Below are 17,255 nucleotides of genomic sequence, written 5' to 3'. Positions count from 1 at the left end.
GAAAATATTAAAGCTTACCCATGTTTCTGCTTCTGCATCTGGCGCCACTGCTCATACTCACGACTACCCTCTTCGAAACCTTCGGCAACCTGGACCTGGCCACGCTGCAACTGCTGAATGGCAACCGGGTAACAGACCTGGACTTCCTGCTACTCACCCTAACAATTACCGCCTACGGACTCGGAGCCCTGGTTCCACTTTGCCTATACCTGGCGGGGCATTTCAGGAGGATGGTTTCGCTCAAGTTGAAAGCCTACCAATATGTATTTGCCATGGGTTTGAATATTTTGTTTATCGGCTTGTTGAAATACACGGTAGATCGTCCCCGCCCCTTTATCACCCACGAATCGATTGAGCAGATTGCAGAGGCCAGCAGCCCCTCCTTCCCTTCCGGGCATACAGCTTTTGCCTTTACGGCAGCCGTCGTGCTTGTACTGATGTTCCGCAACTCAGCTCTGCGCGGCCTCATACTGACCTGGGCCTTGCTCGTCGCCTATTCCAGACTGGCATTAGGCGTGCACTATCCTAGCGATGTACTCGGTTCCATGCTTCTCGGATCTGGGGCTGCATTCCTGTCTACTTACACCTTTCGGAAACACCGGGAACAGTTCTATACCTTGCTTAGACGGAGTCGGAATTTAAGGCTAGTGCGATAGGTATAGCATTGCTTTGAGGTGCAACCTGTCAGACGAAAATCGACCAAGCCCAGCTCTGCTAATTGAAACATCCGTTTTTTGAAACGTTTAGTTGCGTTTATAAACGCTTCCAGGCTTTTCTTACATCAGTTGAACATAACACAGAGTCGTTTCATGCGTGATAACTTGCCCAATACACCTTGAAAAAAATCTATTATTTCACCATAATAAAGTGATTTACATAAGCTTTACTTCTACGGTTAGCTTTATGCTGGGAAAATATTGGATTAGTTGTCAAGTCTCTGTAAAATCACTATATTAGTAAAGCGCTATGAAGGCGATCATGCAAAGGTGTACAGAAATAAGTGTGTTTAAGCAGATAAAACCACCTTTGCTTATAAGGCCGATAAACGGAATAGACTTCCGTTTATACTATAGTTGTAGGTTATATAATACAAAAAATATGAAGTTGCTGTTTATTTTGACTTTGATGTCATTACTGGGATTTTCTACAACTTTTGCTCAAGCCAACGAAGGTAACATGGAACAAGAAAGAAGTGATGTAGTAAATGTGTCTATTATCAGTTTAATTGCGACCCCTGAAAAGTATCATGAAAAGAAAGTGCGTGTAATCGGCTATTTTCAATATGACGAAGCGTACTTACGGAATATCTTCTTGCACAAGGAAGACTCTGAAAAATCAATCTTGAAAAATAGCTTCTGGATATTTTTCCCTAAAGGAATAAGTGGCGATTCAGTAGAAAGGTATAAAGGATATAACCAGCAGTATGTAATTCTTGAAGGAATCTTCGATATGAATAATCAAGGTCCTTCAAACTTGTTTAGCGGGGCTATCAAAGAAGTAACGAGATTGGGGCCGTGGGATAAAATCAAACAATTAAAATAGAAAAACATCCTACAACCCAGTTCAGCCTTAACCCTTGCTACGCTTCGTGCTTCGGCTGCACAAATCCGTTGGCATAATTACTATATCATCGGCTTGTTCAAATCTTATGTAAATAATCATTTCATTCCAGCGGATTTTAGAGAAAGGTCTGCCAGTTCCTAATCAAGTTAACGATAACTAAAATTATGAAATTAAATCTCCTTGGCATACTCAGCCTTTTGTTCTTGCTAGCATGTAACCAGTCTGTTAGTAAGGTAACAGACACAACTGCTACAGAAGCAGATGCAACTGAAATAATAGCTGGTACAGCTAAAGTAACAGGCAGCATAACAAGTCCGAACGACACAGACAAGGATAGCATTTTTGTAAATGTTTATGTTCCACATCCAATTACGGGAGAGATTGTTCCATATAAAGCGCTTGCTGATCAATCAGGGAAATTCTCTCTTGATGTTGATGTTGAAACGGCTGTTTCTCTGACTGCCTTAAACACAAGCTTAAATCCATACAAGTCCCTTTATGTTAAACTGACAAGTGGTGGTGTTACGAATCTCGACATTGCTTATAATTCAGACTTTGATACCGAAAATGTTGACGTTACGCCTGCTAATATGACTCAATATGACATGATCCAAGGCTTAGCGTTCATACCTAAAATGTTTTCTGGCGGCAATAAGACACAGGAACCTATGTATGACAAAAGCCCAGATTATTTTCTGAATAATGCTAAGACTGTTCTATCAGAAAGATTACAGATATTAAATAAGGATACATTACTGTCGAAGGAATTAAAAGAAGTGCTGTCTAAAGATTTTCTTTTAAACATGTATGTAGAACATGTCTTTGATTATGAAAAAGAGATGATTCATAATTATGTAAAAACAACTGGCGACAAAAGCAATAAGCCTGATCTGCAAAAGCTTGACAGGTCCTATTTTCGCTTTCTAAGGGATTTTAAGCTCAATGACCCACAGTATCTGCTTACTTCTCAATTTTCGTATTTTCAAAAAGAGATACTCCAGAATGAAGTATTGGGGCTTCCTGAGATAGGAGAAAGCGATGTTCCTGCTTGGTTGGCAAGTGTGAAAGCTGTTTTATCGGATTTAGTAGGATTTGACAATGGCCCATACTACGATGTTTTAGCAGCCAATGCTTATGCCAGGCAGCTGACTGAAGAAGTAAGACCGCTGACCGAAAAGCAAAAAGAACATATAAGAGATTACTGGAAAAACGGCGAGATTGCAAAGATACTGTTTCGGAAAAACCAGCAGGTTGTAGAATTAGACAAATTCAAATCACCTGCTGTTGTCATTGACATCTCATCCGTTGCGGGCGATAAAGTAATTGAAACAATTGTCGCCAAACATCCAAACAAGGTTGTTTTAATTGACCTTTGGGCAACATGGTGTGGTCCCTGCCTGAAAGCGATGAATGAATTCAAAAGTACAAAAGGTGAATTTCATGATAAGGATGTTGTATTTGTGTATTTAACAGATACATCCTCACCTCGGGAGCGATGGGAAGAAAAAATCAAGGGAATAGGCAGTGAGCATTATTATCTGACTGACACTCAGTGGAAATACACCATGAACCAGTTTGGATTCGAGAATATTCCGGCATATCTGCTATACAACAAAGAAGGTGTACTCATCAATAAATTTACAACCTTTCCTGGAAAATACGAAGTGAAAGGAATGATTAACAGTCTGTTGTAAAATAAACATTTCCAGATTGCTACTTATTCAAGAAGGGCTGCATTAGGAAAAACCGTCAAATTACTGCCGGGTTGCATAACCCTCATTCAGACCAAGTATGCAGGGCAGGCATTGAGCAAAGCGTGCATGTGCGTTTGGAAAATGGAGTTGTTTAAGTGTCAAGCCACCCAGCATTGGTATAAAAGGGGAAGATAGAAGTCATTGAGAGAACAGTCCAGCAATTTGCTTAAGAACCTATTGCTTGAAACCACTGAAAACCATTTGCTCAAGCAATTTTGTAGACTACGGAATCTATAAGCTAATAATAAGAGATACTGCGCTTAACCCAGCACATGAGCGAGGCTGCGGCTGAAAGCCTCGCTCACCTCATTCACAAGCACCTTGTATGTCAGTGACACATGAAATCTAAAATAGGGATAACCATTATTGTATTGGCATTTGCTGTGTCATGGAATCCTTACTGGTTAATTTTTGCTGTGCCAGCTTTTCTTATAGGTGTTGTAACTCTCTGGCTTAGCAAGAAGAAGCTTAGTGCTAAACTCGGTTGGACGTTTGTTCCAATTGTACTTTGGTATCCAGGGTTCATGCTCTTCATGTACCTCTCAATGACTATAGGGCAAGCAAATGCACAGAATTTAGATTTCATTTTCCCAAAAGATTTCAAAGGAACAGCAGTAGTAATCAGCAATATGCCTTGTGGTGCACCTGTGAAAAAAGTAAGTCGTCGTGAAGTGCTGAATATACCAGAGGATGGCATTCTTTTATATCAGGGTACAATAGAAGCAGGATATATTGACCATAGGTACTTTAGGAAAAATAATGCAGGGCAACTGAATGCAATCAAAAGCCTTGAGAACTATATGTTCTGGGATGACCAAGAAAATCCACCACCAACTAATAAAGTTGGTGTTTTCTTGGGTGGTATGGGTAGTACTGTTTCAAACGATCCAGAGTCAGTTAAATATGAATGGATGAGCCTGATTGTAAGCTCAAAGGATAGTTTAGAAAACTTTAATGACTTTGGCTATAATAATCAGATGAGTGAAAGGGCAGAAGCCCTAGTCAGAAACTGTACTAATAAATAAAACTCTACCCAGCACATTTCAGCCTTTATACTTGTACATGGATTGCACAAGTCCGTTCCTCCTTATCATAATCAAAATATTCTTGTTCTTAGTAGCCTGTTATTCCACTCACTTTCACTACCTTAAAGAATGTTTTAGTGCTTTGCCAAAACTGACAGGTATAGCATTTAGCCTCTGACACGCACCTTAATCTGAAGCAAAACAGAAAACTTATATGGACGAGATCAATAAGGAAGATATTAAACAGGAAGTGTTTGACCTGTACGACGACTATGCCCACGACCGCATCAACCGGCGTGATTTTATGCAGAAGCTCTCGATCTATGCCGTAGGTGGCCTTACAGTGGCTTCGCTCGCAAGTTTTCTGATGCCGGATTACAAGAACAAAGTCCAGCTCGCTGCGGACGATCCGCGCATTATATCCGAATACATCACCTACCAGTCTCCTAAAGGTGGAGGTCCGATTAAGGCGCTTTTGTCGATGCCGGCTGATGCGAAGAACAGGCTGGGCGGTGTAGCGGTCGTGCACGAAAACCGGGGTTTGAATCCGCATATAGAGGATGTGGCCCGAAGAGCCGCACTGGCCGGGTTCATCTCCCTCGCACCCGATGCTCTCACGCCTCTTGGAGGCTACCCCGGCACTGATGATGAAGGCCGCTCTCTTCAGAGCCAGCGTGACCGTAACGAAATGCTCGAGGACTTTATAGCAGCGCATGATTACCTGAAGCATCATAAAAACTGCAATGGCAAAGCCGGCGTGGTAGGCTTCTGCTTCGGCGGCTGGATCTCGAACATGATGGCCGTGCGTATACCTGATCTGGCAGCAGCTGTTCCGTTTTACGGAGGGCAGGCGCCGGTTGAGGAGGTGCCCCAAATCAAAGCTCCCCTCCTACTGCATTACGCCGAACACGACACACGCGTAAACGAAGGCTGGCCGGCTTATGAAGCGGCTTTAAAAGCGCATGATAAGCAGTACACCGCCTACTTCTACCCGAACACCAACCACGGTTTCCATAACGACACCACGCCCCGTTACGACAAGGCCGCAGCCGAACTGGCCTGGCAGCGTACGGTTGATTTTTTCAAGCAGCATTTAAAGTAACATCACGCAGAAAGTGATTTTTAAAGCAGGTAGATGATGAACTTCAAACTGCGTCCCTGGACAATGGCTGACCTGGACAGTCTGGTGAAATATGCTGACAATTTCAACATTGCCCGGAACATGGCGGATGTGTTTCCGCATCCCTATACCTACGAGAAAGGCAAGGCTTTTTTGGAGATGGTAACACAGGGCAATCCGCCCCATATCCTTACAATCGAGGTGGAAGGCGAAGCCGCAGGCGGTATAGGAATACACCTTCAGGCAGACATCTACCGGAAAAATGCAGAGATGGGCTACTGGCTTGCGGAGCCCTTTTGGGGAAAAGGCATCGTAACGGAGGCTATCCGCCAGATGGTGGACTATGGCTTTGCCAATTGGGACATCAACCGCATTTTCGCCCGACCCTTCGGGTATAACATCGCCTCGCAGCGGGCACTTGAGAAAGCCGGTTTCGTGCTGGAAGCAAAACTCGAGAAGACTTTTTATAAAAATGGCGAGTACCAGGATGAGCTGATCTATGCTGTCAGGCGGCCTGCCTGATGGCTCAGGTATAACATAAGGCGTTTAGAAAAAAGCTGAGCACACATGCGCTTCAATAGCTTTATGTTTATACTTTAATAACTACATTTACAGGACAATAGCCACCTTATCTTTCAGCCTATGAGGACAACTTTACTTATTCTTTTATTCAGCCTTTCAACTATCCTTTCATTTGCCCAGAAGCCTTTATATCGAGAAAAGTATGTAATTGGCAGTAAACCAGCGATGAGTATTTACAGCATTGCTTTAGATCGGGAAAACCATCTCTATCTAACAGAAATGTCAAGAGTTGTGAAAGTCAAGGACGGTAAAATACTACTTGACTTTAAGGTGAATGCAGCTGATTATAACCTGGGATATGATAATGAAGAAGGTGTCGTGCTGCAGGTAGCTGTAGATCAAAATCAGAACATCTACATCCTGAATCAAAAGAGAATGCGCATCGAGAAGCACGACCCACAGGGCAAGCTTGTAAAAATATTCCCCACCGTACCGGTTCCTGACTCAAATCGGGTTTACAATTTGTCTCTGCATATCGACCACCTTGATCGTCTGCATATTTTTGACTCTTTCGACAGAAAGCTGTATGTGTATCATACGAACGGCACACTCATCGAAACCATCACGCTGGCTGACCCAGACCCGATATGGAGATCGGATCACACGTTTTTTACGTTTGACAACCAGAATAACATTTATATAGCCGATATTAAGAAAAGCTCCTGGTCTCCCACCGCACATATTACTCATATAGATCGTGAGGGCAAGATCATAAAGCGCTTCAGCGAGGCTGTGATGAAGGAAAGCGGCTTTAATAAGTCTTATGCCCTAGCCTTAGCCGTCGATAAAAACGGTGACGTTTACGCTTACAATAATGGCTCGGTCTATATAAATACCATCGACTGGCCCATTCAGGTCTTTTCAGCAGAGGGTACATACAAAAAATCACTCTCAGTCAATGCATTCAGGGGGAGTCTTGTTCTGTTTGACAACCAGAATAATATGTATGTAAGAAGGATCAATACTAGTGGAGATCACATCCTAAAATATGATCAAGAGCAGCAGCTTCTGGAAAGAATAGGTAACCTGAGGCGACCTTATGAAGTTGGGTTTGACCTGTTAGATAACCTGTACATTCTGGACCATATAAAATTCCAACTCATTAGATATAATGCTGCAGGTGAAGAAGATAAGAAATTTGCTTTAGCTGACTCCCGGCTTATTAACCCATTGACATTTGCCATCGACGACAACGGATTTATTTATATCTTAGAATATTCCGGGCCATCCAATACCCCCCAATCAAGGATCAAGAAATTTGATTCTGACGGAAATTACATTACGATGTTTAGCCCCTCATTGCCTGGCTACTACAATGCTTACCAAGGCTTTATTTCAGCGGGTTTGGCAGTCGATCATACAGGTGCTATCTACGTCACTAACTTTAACAATAATGATCCACACGCCCTGACAAAACTTAACCCAGAAGGGGCAATAATAGCTAAATATGGTCCCAGAGGGAAAGAGCCCGGCCAGCTGTCCGGGCCCCTGGATGTTACTGTAGATGCTGCAGGGAATGTTTATGTTTTGGACATGAATGGGAAAAGGGTACAAAAATTTTCATCAAATGGTAAGTTCATACAGGAGTATGGAACTTATGACAAGAATGAGGCTAGTTTTTCCATACGTGCTAGTATCGCTTCAGACGCGTTTGGGAATGTTTTAGTTTCCACTCAAACTGGTACCCATTCTGGTGATAACAGCCCGGATGTTAAATATTATGATGTCACCGGTAATCTGGTTTACTCAGCGCCAACCAACTTCCCAAGTGTAGCCATGAACAGGAGAGGCAGCTTGGCAACAATGGCTGATCGAAACTATGATATTGTTACAGTTTATGAAGCAACAACAGATCGTGAATATAACCGGATAGAAGGTAATATATACCATGACGTGAACGCTAATTGCGAACTGGATGAAACAGAGACCAGCCTGGCTGATATATTAGTTAAAGCAGAACCAGGCCCCTATTATGGTGCCACAGATGCAGCAGGCAACTATAGCTTGCTGGTAGGAAAGGGCACCTATACCTTAGCTCCTCTCACTGAAAATATAGGCGGAAAGGTTTTAACACCAACCTGTGTATCGGATGAGGACGCACCCGTTATAACTTTCAACAATTACGGTAACTATTCGGCGAATAATAATATGGGGGTACAAGTCACCCTCTCCCCCTATCTCACTGTAAGCGTCTCCTCCACCCGGCGTCGCCGCTGCTTTGAGAGCACCACCACCGTGCGCTACGCAAACTCCGGCTTCGCCACCGCCGCAGACGCCAAGGTGTACCTGCAGCTGCCCCAAGAGGTCGGGCTGCTCTCAGCTGACAAATCCTATACCCTGCTACCTGACGGCACCTACGAGTTCTCCGTGGGTGACCTTTCGGCGGGCCAGTCGGGCACCATCACCGTCGCGGACATCGTCACCTGCGGCGACGAGTCGGTACGGGGCCTGACCGTGTGCACCCGCGCCTGGATCACCCCCTCCAACAACCAGCCCACCGAGCCCACCCCGACCGTCGCCATCACCGGCCGCTGCAGCGCCGAGACGGGCATGATCCGCTTTGTGGTGCGCAACACCGGTACGGCCGACATGGCCGACCCGGGCCTCTTCCGCAAGTACGCCGACGGCCAGCTGGCCTCGGTGGAGCAGTTCCGCCTGGCCGCCGGCGACAGCCTGGTGCTGTGGGTGCCCGCCATGGGCTACACCTGGAGAATAGAGGCTGACCAGCCTACCGGTAACGGTGACAACACCTCGGTGAGCGTCACCGTGGAGGGCTGTTCTGGCGGAGAAGTTAGTTCTGTCAGTACGGGCAAAGTGAACCTGCTGCCCACCGATGACGAGGAGGCCGAGCAGTCCGCCGAGTGCATGCCCATCACCGACTCCTACGACCCCAACGACAAGCTGGTCACGCCCGCGGGCCGCACGGCAGAGTTCTACACGCCGACCAATACGGCGCTCAAGTACAAGATCCGCTTCCAGAACACGGGCACCGACGTGGCCTACCGCGTCGTGGTGGTCGACACGCTCTCCGAGCACCTGGACCTCTCCACCCTGCAGCTGGGGGCCACCTCCCACCCGGCCCGCGTGGAGGTGTCAGGCAAGGGGCGAGCAGTGCTCACCTGGACCTTCGACAACATCCTGCTGCCCGACTCGACGGCAGACGAGCCCGGCAGCCACGGCTACATTCAGTTCAGCATCAAACCGAAAGGCGATCTGCCGGAGAAGACCCTGGTGGAGAACCTGGCTGACATCTTCTTTGACTTCAACTCCCCCATCCGCACCAACATCACCCAGAACCGCATCTTCGACATGCCGCCGGTGATCAACGAGTCGGTGCGGGTGAGGCTGGAGGACGTGCTGGCCACGCCGGGCATCGAAGGCTTTGAGCCGGCCGCAGGAAAGCTCGGCTCGGAGGTTACCATCACCGGACAGCGCTTTGCAATGAAACCAGGAGATAACAAGGTGTACCTGAACGGCAGGGCCGCCACCGTGGTCAGCGCCACGGCCACTGAGCTGAAAGTGGTGGTGCCGACGGGCGCTACGACAGGCGCCCTGAAAGTCATCACCCCGGACGGAGGGGTTACCTCCACGGCTAAGTTCCAGGTCTACCAGCCCCCGGTGCTCGCCTCCTTCAGCCCTGCCGAGGGCATGGTGGGCCAGAGGGTCACGCTCTCTGGCGAGCACCTGCAGGAAGCGCTGATCGAATCCATCACGCTCGGCGAGCTGCGCTGCGAGATCATCGAGCAAGCAGGCAACGCGGTAACGGTGCGGGTGCCTGAAAACGCTGCGACAGGCGCTTTCACGATCAGCACCAAGGGCGGTGAGGCGGTGAGCGGGGCGGCCTACACGGTGTGGTACGCGCCGGGGATCACGGCCCTGAGCAAAGAGGCTGGCATCGTGGGAGCAAGCATCACCATCACGGGCGAAAACTTCGCCGCGGACAAAACCAGGAATATCGTAAGATTCGGGCAGGTGCAGGCCCAGGTGCTGGAGGCCAGCCCGCGGCAGCTGACGGTGCGCGTGCCCGAGCAGGCCGAGTCTGGATTTGTGACCCTGGAGACGCCCGGCGGAAGGGCCACGGCAGGCACCGCCTTCGAGGTCATCCCGGGACCGAGGTTCAGGGCCATGCAGCCCTCCTCGGGCGCGGTGGGCGCGGTGGTGGAGATCACCGGCGCGCACTTCGGCATCATGGGCCAGCAGGACGTGATCACTTTCAACGGGCAGGAGGCGCTGGTGCTGGAGGCCTTAGGCGACAGCTACCGGGTCAGGGTGCCGCGCGGGGCCACCACCGGCAGGGTGCAGATAACCGGCTACGGCGGGCAGGCCCAGAGCAGCGCGGATTTCGTGGTGGTGGAGCTCACGCCGGCCGAGGCCATCCAGGTGTATCCCAACCCGAACTCGGGCCAGTTCACGGTCAGCCTGCGCCACGCCGACTTCGACGTGCAGCTGATCGAGCTGCATGACGCCCTGGGCAAGCGCCTGCACCAGACCCGCATCACCGGACCAAGGCCAGAAGCGGTGGAGATCAGTTTGCCGACTGCCAAAGCCGGGCTTTACTTCCTGCAGATTCAGACGGAGCGCGGTTTGATCATCAGGAAGCTGACAATACTATAGTAAACTATAAGAAGCACAAGGGCCACTTAGTTTCAACTAAGCGGCCCTTGTGCTTCTGTCATATAGGAATGGCCACCTTGATCCAGGTATGCTATACCCTCACAATTTTTAAGAAGCAAATACCTCCTCCGGATTTTTAAAAGCCTTAAACTCAAGCGGGTTTTTACTGTGGTCGAGGATGAACATGGTGCGCTGCTCTCCTACCTGGCCTTCGTAACGGGTATAAGGCTCGACCACAAAAGGTATAGCGTGCTGCTCCAGTCGCTCGCGCACCTGATCGAACTGCTCATAGCTGAGCAGACAGCCAAAGTGCGGTACCGGCACACTAATACCGGCAACTTGTCCGCAGTAATCGGGCTCAGGTATGTTAGCACTCACGTGGGCCGACAACTGGTGTCCGAAAAAGTCGAAGTCGATCCAATGCTCGGTGCTGCGCCCTTCTTTGCATCCTAAAATGCCGACGTAAAACTGGCGTGTCGATTCTATGTCCTTCACTTTGAAGGCGTAGTGGAATGGGTTCATTTAATATCCTTTAGCTTTTGATACAACATTGATTAATGGTTCGCCGTGGCGCATCCGGTCGTAGTTCTCCAGAATCTGCGACACAGCCGAGGCCGGATTTGTAATACTGGCAACATGCGGCGTCACTGTTATGGCCGGATGCGACCAAAACGGATGCTCCTCCGGTAATGGCTCTTCCCGGAACACATCGAGACTGGCACCGGAAAGATGGCCCTTGTCAAGCATCTCGATCAGGTCGTCATCTACCACGTGTTCGCCACGGGCCACATTAATGATATAAGCCCCTTTGGGAAGCTTGCTGAATGTGTCTTTGTTTAAGATATCAGCCGTCTGCCTAGTTAATGGCAACAGACAAATCAGGATGTTGGCACTCTCCAGAAAAGCAGGCAGTTCCTCTGAACCGGCATAAGTTCCAACGCCTTCCATCAGTTTAGGAGAGCGGGACCAGCCGTGCACTTTGAAACCGAGTCTGCTCAACTGCTGTGCCGTGTGCGTACCAAGCACGCCCATGCCCATCATCCCGATCACCACATCGGCGGTTCGCTTGTAACTGTGTTGCTTCCAGGTATGGCTTTGCTGTAATTCCTTATACTTGTCCAGGCCGCGCACATGATTCAGTACCTGGGCGGTCACAAAAGCAGCCATGTCCTGCGTCAGGTCTTCGTCTACAATACGGGTAATCTGAACCCCTTGCGGCAATTCCGGATCCCGCAAAATATGGTCTACTCCGGCACCCGTGGAGGCGATGCATTTGAGGTTTGGGAATGCTGTAAAGGCACCGGGCGGGTGGTTCCAGGCCAAGGCAAACTCAACTTCCTCTGCAGGTCCTGTATCCGGATAAACATGTACTTCCAAGCCCGGGCGACGTTCCTTCAGGGCACTTTCCCAGCGGCTTGTGTTTCTGCCCTGGCTAAATATAGTGATTGACATAAAAGCTGTAAGTCTGTTCAGTAATGGTTGGCGATGTAAAGCCTGTCCCTGATTACGTGCTAAACGGGATAAGTCTGCTAAATTTAACTAATCTTGCACAAATCTTGTTAAAGAGAAATCAAAAGGCTGACAAAAGGTTTATAGAAACGCCTTGGTCAGCTACTTTATACCTAAAACTGAATAAGATGGAGCAACTGAGCTCGAAGAATTATAAAAAAGAATTTGTAGACGCTTTTACCGGTGATGACAGCGGCACGTTAACCCCACGCCAGACACCGGGCGTACTCTACAGCAAAGCTAAACCTACGCCGGTAGAAAAAGTGACACTCCTGGCCTGGTCCGATGCGCTTGCCAAAGAGCTAGGTATAGCCAGGCCCACCGAGCAGCAAGATATCGACATACTGGGTGGCAATCAGGTCACAGACAGCATGTACCCTTACGCTGCCTGCTATGCCGGACACCAGTTTGGTAATTGGGCAGGTCAGTTGGGCGATGGCCGTGCCATTACGCTGGGTGAATGGGAAGCACCTGATGGAAAAACCTGGGAGCTGCAGTTGAAAGGCGCAGGACTCACCCCTTACTCCCGTCGTGCTGATGGCCGTGCGGTGTTGCGTTCTTCGGTGCGCGAGTATCTGATGAGCGAAGCTATGCACTATTTAGGCGTGCCTACTACCCGTGCCCTGAGCCTGGTAAGTACCGGTGAGCCTGTGCTTCGTGATATGTTCTACAACGGTAATGCGGCCTATGAACCCGGTGCGATCGTAATGCGTGTCGCTCCAAGCTTTCTGCGCTTCGGCAACTTCGAAATACTGAACGCCCGCAAAGAAGTTGACAACCTGCGCCAGCTCGTCGACTGGACCATCAGTCGCTATTACCCACACATCACAGGAGAGGACAACGTAATAGACTGGTTTAAAGAAGTGGTGGACCGTACGGCAAAACTGATGGTGGAATGGATGCGGGTAGGCTTTGTACACGGCGTGATGAACACAGACAACATGTCCATCCTCGGCCTGACGATTGACTACGGCCCTTACTCCTTCGTGGACAATTACGACCCGAACTTCACCCCGAACACAACTGACCTGCCAGGCAGAAGGTATGCATTCGGAAAACAGCCCTCGATCGGTTACTGGAACCTGGGTGCTCTGGCGGGTGCTTTGCTACCCTTAGCTGATAAGGACAAACTGGTAGCCACACTGGAGTCATTCAAGGATGTGTATTGGACGGAATACTACGCCATGATGGGCCGCAAGCTCGGGTTAGACCAGGTGTCCCAGATAGACCGCGATCTGATCAGTCAGTTCGAGAAAACCCTGGCAGAGATACAGCCTGACATGACCATTTTCTATCAGTTGCTGATTGACCTGCCGCTTTCGGTAGAAGGTGAAGAAGCTGTTGCAGATCACTTCAAACAGGCACTGTACGATGACCTGACGGCAGATCAAAAAACAGCGCTCTATACCTTGATCGGTAACTACCTGGAGCGCCTGAACACGAACAAAATCAAGCGGTCGGATTCGCAGGAAATGATGCGAAAAGCCAACCCAAGGTTTGTGTTGCGAAACTACCTATTGCACCAGGCGATTGAAGGATTGGAGAAGGGTGACGACACACTATTTGACAAGTTACAGGAGGCTATCAGAGAACCGTATTCCGATAAGTTTGACGAGTTCTTCCAGACCCGTCCTGAATGGGCTTCCCAGAAAGCAGGATGCTCAATGCTTTCGTGTAGTTCTTAAGTAACGGCGGCAGAAATTCAGAATCATAGAATTTCTGCCGCAGGTTTGCAAAGTCGATCAACCATGTCGTATCTTAAAGCAGGTATAGCTTTTAACAGAACTGCAACATGAAATCCAAGACGCTCAGCATCACTATCCTTTTCGCAGCTGTGCTCGGATTGGCTTCCTGTGAAAAAGAATGTGAAACTACTATCGCTGCCTGCACTGAAAAACCACCAACCGATGAACTCTGCCTCGCAGCATTCAACAGATGGTTTTACAACGAAGACAAAAACAAATGCGAGGAAATCAGGTATAGCGGCTGTACCTTGAAAGGATTTGAGACGAAGCAGGAGTGCGAGCAGTGTAAGTGTGGGTGATGAAGATTGTAGGTATAAGCCTTGCAGTTACAGATTTACCTGCCCATAATTGTCTGAATCTTTATATAGGGCCCCTTCCCCAAGGATTTTCAGGATTAAAGAGGGCCCCTACCCCCACGGATTGACAGGATTCTTATGAACGATTAACACAGCCCTGCCCTTCTCGAGAGGTGTAGGGCTGTTAAGTTCTAGCAAATTCTCCCCTTGAGGACAAGTGAGACGCGAGTCGAAACTTGCGAGCGAAGCCCTCAGAGGGGTGTTGAGGCTACGGATGATTCGTAAATAAGTCCGTTAATGGGAATTTAGCACTGGATTTACACCTCTATAATCCCCTCAAGGGGATAATTACGGGCAGAATTTAACAGCCCTACCCTTTTGAAGGGGGACTTTGCTGCCACTACCAATTCTCAGGTATAAGCGTTGTCATGAACAGTTAGAACCGCTGACAGGTATAGCAAGACTAACTCGCACGCCAGCTATGGAACAAGCAGCAGTGCCAAGTGCACTTAAATGACTACCCACTGTTCGAGCGTTCAGCGAGTTTGGGGAGTCTTGACTTTTTTGCCTACTTTTTTTGTCAAGAAAAAAAGTAGGTGCCCGCCGCACAGGCGAAGCTATGAAACAACACACATTGCTATACCTGAAAAGCCGCAACTATACCTATGCTCGGGCCAGAGGCCCCACCATAGCAGTCACGAGCGAGGACGCTCGCGCCATATTACGACAACATCACACCCTGAAAACCAGTGATAAAATCAACAAAAAAGCCCCTGATCACACAGAGGCTCTTCACTAAACAATTCAAAAACTAAATTAAAAACTCTTCCGATGCATCCTCACAGGAAACAAGCGGTAATCCATTAAACTCACGGCGTACGGAAACCCACGCCAGTGCACAATCGGGACATGCCGCGCCGGACTCGGACCCTTGGTATCCGGTATAGCCAACATCGTGTTACCGATGTAGCTAATCTCTTCCTTCGGCACTGCAAGCTTCGAAGCGACATGCTGCAAAAACACATCCTTATCACCATCCGAAGACGTGAAGGAGATTTCACGCGACATGGTGGCTCCGCCTTCCAGCTCCGGTGCATAAAACACGCGGGAGTAGGTATCGATGGCAATAACCGGAACACCCAAAGTTGGGACTTTAGCCTGCAGCACATCCGGCTGGCACATCGGTGCTTGGTTAGCGACACGCTTCACCATCTCCGTAACTTTCTGCGCCGTATAGATGCCCTTGATCGTTTCGGATTCGATGCGCTTGAGCACCTGCTCTACCTTCGACTCAAAAGGCTGGCCTGGATTATCCGGTCTGGGTGGAACTGGGCGCGGCGAAACAGGTTGTGCTGGTGCCTGTCCCTGCGGACGTGGCTTCTGTACCTGCGGCAGTGGTTTAGGTTTCTCACGCTCCGGTACGTAACTGTCTTTAATGTGCCGCTCGTGCACATTGATCACCGTCGTGAAGGTATTAATAAAATGCTCCGTGTTCTGCACATGAAACAGTTCCAACTCCTGGATGCGTTTGCGCGTGACCAGGTAGTTATGAATCAGCTTTGTCTTCTCGAAAACGGCCAATATTTTTTCGGCGTGTGGCGTGTGCTTATACCTGTCGTAGAGTTTGTGCAGCGCATTCAGACGAGCATTAGAGGCGCGGATGTACTGCATGGCGCGTGCATCGGCAGCACCGGGATGGTCCATTACCGTGCGGGTTGACTCCTGTTCCAGCCCGAAAAAAGAACGAAAAAATCTGATCATTAGGACAGGATGCGTTTCAGGTGCTGGGTTTCAATTTCGACCTGCAGCTTCTCAGAAAGCTTCATCTCTTCAAAGATGTTGTCGATGTGCTGGATATAGAGGTCCAGCACCGCCTCCTGCTCATCGCTCAGGATACGGTGCCGGACGGCTAATTCTTCTTCTTTCTTATCCCCTTTATAAATCATTATTCAATTTCAATCTGTTTGGACTTGCCGAAAGTGCCGATGATTTTGCTGTTAAGTTCTTCCTGCACCTGTGCAAGTTCTTTTACGGCTTCTGCCCGTTTCTTGCTGCCCTCTTCTGATATCTTGATCACCTGATCGAGCGTTTCCACCATGTCCTTGTTCACTTTCTTCAGCGTCTCTACGTCCACGATGCCGCGCTCGTTTTCCTGCGCCGCAATCACCACATTTTTCTTCAGTAGTTCGGAGTTCTTGCGTAGCATTTCGTTGGTGGTGTCGGTTACCTTTTTCTGAATCTCAAGTGCCTTGCGTTGCTTCTCTAAGCCAAGCGCAATAGCCACCTGCTGACGCCATACAGGTATAACCGTCACAATAGAATTCTGGATCTTCTGAGCCAGCACATCGTTCGTGGTTTGGATCATACGGATCTGCGGCATCGACTGCGTAGCGATGGTATGGGACAAGGTGAAATCGTGTACCTTTTTCTCCAGACGCTCTTTGAAGGCGATCATATCGCTCAGGCGCTGCACGGCCAGTTCGTCCTGTCCACTGTTTTCTACTTCGTCCTGCAGTTTCGGTATGATGTCGGTTTCGATCTCCTCGATCTTCATCTTTCCGGCTGCAATCACAGAGCGTATCTCGTGGATGTATTCCACTGCCTGGTTGAACATGACCTCCAGACTGGTTGAGTCTTTCATGATGCTCTGGCGGGTGCGCTCCAGTTTCACCACCACATCGTCTACGTTAGCCGACACGGAGTTGTACTGCGAGGCGATCTGCTTCGACTTGTCCGAAAACTTTTTCACGAAAGGCAGGCGCGAAAAGAATCCACCCTTCTCCTGCTCATCGATCTTGATCATGTTGATCTGGTTGAGCAGTTCGTTGATGGCATCGCCAGCCTCGCCGGAGTCTTTGGCTTTTACTTTGGTGAGCAGTTCGTTGGAATAGTGGCCCAGTTTGCGCTGGGTTTCCACACCAAAATTGCTCAGACTTTCCGGATTACCCGGATCTATGGATTTAGAGATAGCCAAGGCTTTCTCTTTTATTTTCTCTTGATTCTCTGCGATCGTAATCTCTGTTTTCTCTGTTTTTTCCATCTTGTTT

General features: G+C 48.7%; 15 protein-coding genes. 10 read left to right on the top strand and 5 right to left on the bottom strand.

What is annotated here, in order from left to right; genetic code table 11:
- The first annotated feature begins 20 nt into the window (after positions 1 to 20).
- The 7 genes from I0P70_RS17295 (at position 21) to I0P70_RS17265 (ending at position 10,658) form a co-directional block, all read left to right on the top strand.
- Complete coding sequence (locus tag I0P70_RS17295; protein WP_196120413.1) at positions 21 to 656, top strand: phosphatase PAP2 family protein; 636 nt, start codon at positions 21 to 23, stop codon at positions 654 to 656.
- Positions 657 to 1,098: 442 nt separating this feature from the next.
- Positions 1,099 to 1,542, top strand: coding sequence for a hypothetical protein (locus tag I0P70_RS17290; protein ID WP_196120412.1), 444 nt, complete (start codon positions 1,099 to 1,101; stop codon positions 1,540 to 1,542).
- Between the two features lie 185 nt (positions 1,543 to 1,727).
- Positions 1,728 to 3,257 (top strand): TlpA disulfide reductase family protein, encoded by a 1,530-nt coding sequence (locus tag I0P70_RS17285; RefSeq protein ID WP_196120411.1) that lies wholly within the window; start codon positions 1,728 to 1,730, stop codon positions 3,255 to 3,257.
- A gap of 398 nt (positions 3,258 to 3,655) precedes the next feature.
- Positions 3,656 to 4,342, top strand: a complete 687-nt coding sequence (locus tag I0P70_RS17280) for a hypothetical protein (protein WP_196120410.1) — start codon at positions 3,656 to 3,658, stop codon at positions 4,340 to 4,342.
- 214 nt (positions 4,343 to 4,556) lie between these two features.
- Positions 4,557 to 5,444 (top strand): dienelactone hydrolase family protein, encoded by an 888-nt coding sequence (locus I0P70_RS17275; RefSeq protein WP_196120409.1) that lies wholly within the window; start codon positions 4,557 to 4,559, stop codon positions 5,442 to 5,444.
- Positions 5,445 to 5,477: 33 nt separating this feature from the next.
- The gene (locus tag I0P70_RS17270) at positions 5,478 to 5,984 is read left to right on the top strand and encodes a GNAT family N-acetyltransferase (RefSeq protein ID WP_230392270.1); all 507 of its coding nucleotides are present in this window, start codon (positions 5,478 to 5,480) and stop codon (positions 5,982 to 5,984) included.
- Positions 5,985 to 6,263: 279 nt separating this feature from the next.
- Positions 6,264 to 10,658 (top strand): IPT/TIG domain-containing protein, encoded by a 4,395-nt coding sequence (locus tag I0P70_RS17265; protein ID WP_196120406.1) that lies wholly within the window; start codon positions 6,264 to 6,266, stop codon positions 10,656 to 10,658.
- Between the two features lie 108 nt (positions 10,659 to 10,766).
- On the opposite strand, the gene I0P70_RS17260 is transcribed toward I0P70_RS17265, so the two are convergent.
- Entirely contained in the window at positions 10,767 to 11,180 is a 414-nt protein-coding gene (locus tag I0P70_RS17260; protein ID WP_076422704.1) for a VOC family protein, read from the bottom strand.
- Complete coding sequence (locus I0P70_RS17255) at positions 11,181 to 12,110, bottom strand: glyoxylate/hydroxypyruvate reductase A (protein ID WP_196120404.1); 930 nt, start codon at positions 12,108 to 12,110, stop codon at positions 11,181 to 11,183.
- 185 nt (positions 12,111 to 12,295) lie between these two features.
- Between I0P70_RS17255 and I0P70_RS17250 the strand changes: the two genes are divergently transcribed.
- From I0P70_RS17250 to I0P70_RS17240, 3 genes are all read left to right on the top strand, one after another.
- Positions 12,296 to 13,852: a YdiU family protein gene (locus I0P70_RS17250; RefSeq protein WP_196120402.1), complete on the top strand. Its 1,557-nt coding sequence runs from the start codon at positions 12,296 to 12,298 to the stop codon at positions 13,850 to 13,852.
- A gap of 107 nt (positions 13,853 to 13,959) precedes the next feature.
- A complete protein-coding gene (locus I0P70_RS17245; RefSeq protein WP_196120400.1) occupies positions 13,960 to 14,211 on the top strand; it encodes a BPTI/Kunitz domain-containing protein in 252 nt (83 codons plus the stop codon).
- Between the two features lie 616 nt (positions 14,212 to 14,827).
- The gene (locus I0P70_RS17240; RefSeq protein WP_196120398.1) at positions 14,828 to 15,007 is read left to right on the top strand and encodes a hypothetical protein; all 180 of its coding nucleotides are present in this window, start codon (positions 14,828 to 14,830) and stop codon (positions 15,005 to 15,007) included.
- A gap of 17 nt (positions 15,008 to 15,024) precedes the next feature.
- Here the strand turns inward: I0P70_RS17240 and I0P70_RS17235 are convergent, their stop codons facing one another.
- Genes I0P70_RS17235 through I0P70_RS17225 form a run of 3 tightly spaced genes read right to left on the bottom strand, consistent with a single transcriptional unit; the run spans position 15,025 to position 17,248 of the window.
- Positions 15,025 to 15,969, bottom strand: coding sequence for a hypothetical protein (locus I0P70_RS17235; protein ID WP_196120396.1), 945 nt, complete (start codon positions 15,967 to 15,969; stop codon positions 15,025 to 15,027).
- A complete protein-coding gene (locus I0P70_RS17230; RefSeq protein WP_196120394.1) occupies positions 15,969 to 16,154 on the bottom strand; it encodes a hypothetical protein in 186 nt (61 codons plus the stop codon). The genes I0P70_RS17235 and I0P70_RS17230 overlap by 1 nt, the downstream gene beginning before the upstream one ends.
- Positions 16,154 to 17,248 (bottom strand): toxic anion resistance protein, encoded by a 1,095-nt coding sequence (locus I0P70_RS17225; protein ID WP_076422700.1) that lies wholly within the window; start codon positions 17,246 to 17,248, stop codon positions 16,154 to 16,156. The genes I0P70_RS17230 and I0P70_RS17225 overlap by 1 nt, the downstream gene beginning before the upstream one ends.
- Positions 17,249 to 17,255 lie beyond the last annotated feature (7 nt).

The sequence above is a fragment of the Pontibacter sp. FD36 genome (genome assembly GCF_015686655.1).
Taxonomy (GTDB): domain Bacteria; phylum Bacteroidota; class Bacteroidia; order Cytophagales; family Hymenobacteraceae; genus Pontibacter.
The sequence above is the reverse complement of the archived record's forward strand: the minus strand, read 5'-3'. Positions and strand labels throughout refer to the sequence as shown.

Excerpts from the sequence above, each read along its gene's own strand:
- I0P70_RS17260 (WP_076422704.1), bottom strand. The coding sequence starts at position 11,180 with ATGAACCCATTCCACTACGCCTTCAAAGTGAAGGACATAGAATCGACA.
- I0P70_RS17270 (WP_230392270.1), top strand. The coding sequence starts at position 5,478 with ATGATGAACTTCAAACTGCGTCCCTGGACAATGGCTGACCTGGACAGT.
- I0P70_RS17250 (WP_196120402.1), top strand. The coding sequence starts at position 12,296 with ATGGAGCAACTGAGCTCGAAGAATTATAAAAAAGAATTTGTAGACGCT.
- I0P70_RS17230 (WP_196120394.1), bottom strand. The coding sequence starts at position 16,154 with ATGATTTATAAAGGGGATAAGAAAGAAGAAGAATTAGCCGTCCGGCAC.
- I0P70_RS17295 (WP_196120413.1), top strand. The coding sequence starts at position 21 with ATGTTTCTGCTTCTGCATCTGGCGCCACTGCTCATACTCACGACTACC.
- I0P70_RS17265 (WP_196120406.1), top strand. The coding sequence starts at position 6,264 with ATGTCAAGAGTTGTGAAAGTCAAGGACGGTAAAATACTACTTGACTTT.
- I0P70_RS17235 (WP_196120396.1), bottom strand. The coding sequence starts at position 15,969 with ATGATCAGATTTTTTCGTTCTTTTTTCGGGCTGGAACAGGAGTCAACC.
- I0P70_RS17280 (WP_196120410.1), top strand. The coding sequence starts at position 3,656 with ATGAAATCTAAAATAGGGATAACCATTATTGTATTGGCATTTGCTGTG.
- I0P70_RS17275 (WP_196120409.1), top strand. The coding sequence starts at position 4,557 with ATGGACGAGATCAATAAGGAAGATATTAAACAGGAAGTGTTTGACCTG.
- I0P70_RS17240 (WP_196120398.1), top strand. The coding sequence starts at position 14,828 with ATGAAACAACACACATTGCTATACCTGAAAAGCCGCAACTATACCTAT.
- I0P70_RS17285 (WP_196120411.1), top strand. The coding sequence starts at position 1,728 with ATGAAATTAAATCTCCTTGGCATACTCAGCCTTTTGTTCTTGCTAGCA.
- I0P70_RS17225 (WP_076422700.1), bottom strand. The coding sequence starts at position 17,248 with ATGGAAAAAACAGAGAAAACAGAGATTACGATCGCAGAGAATCAAGAG.
- I0P70_RS17290 (WP_196120412.1), top strand. The coding sequence starts at position 1,099 with ATGAAGTTGCTGTTTATTTTGACTTTGATGTCATTACTGGGATTTTCT.
- I0P70_RS17255 (WP_196120404.1), bottom strand. The coding sequence starts at position 12,110 with ATGTCAATCACTATATTTAGCCAGGGCAGAAACACAAGCCGCTGGGAA.
- I0P70_RS17245 (WP_196120400.1), top strand. The coding sequence starts at position 13,960 with ATGAAATCCAAGACGCTCAGCATCACTATCCTTTTCGCAGCTGTGCTC.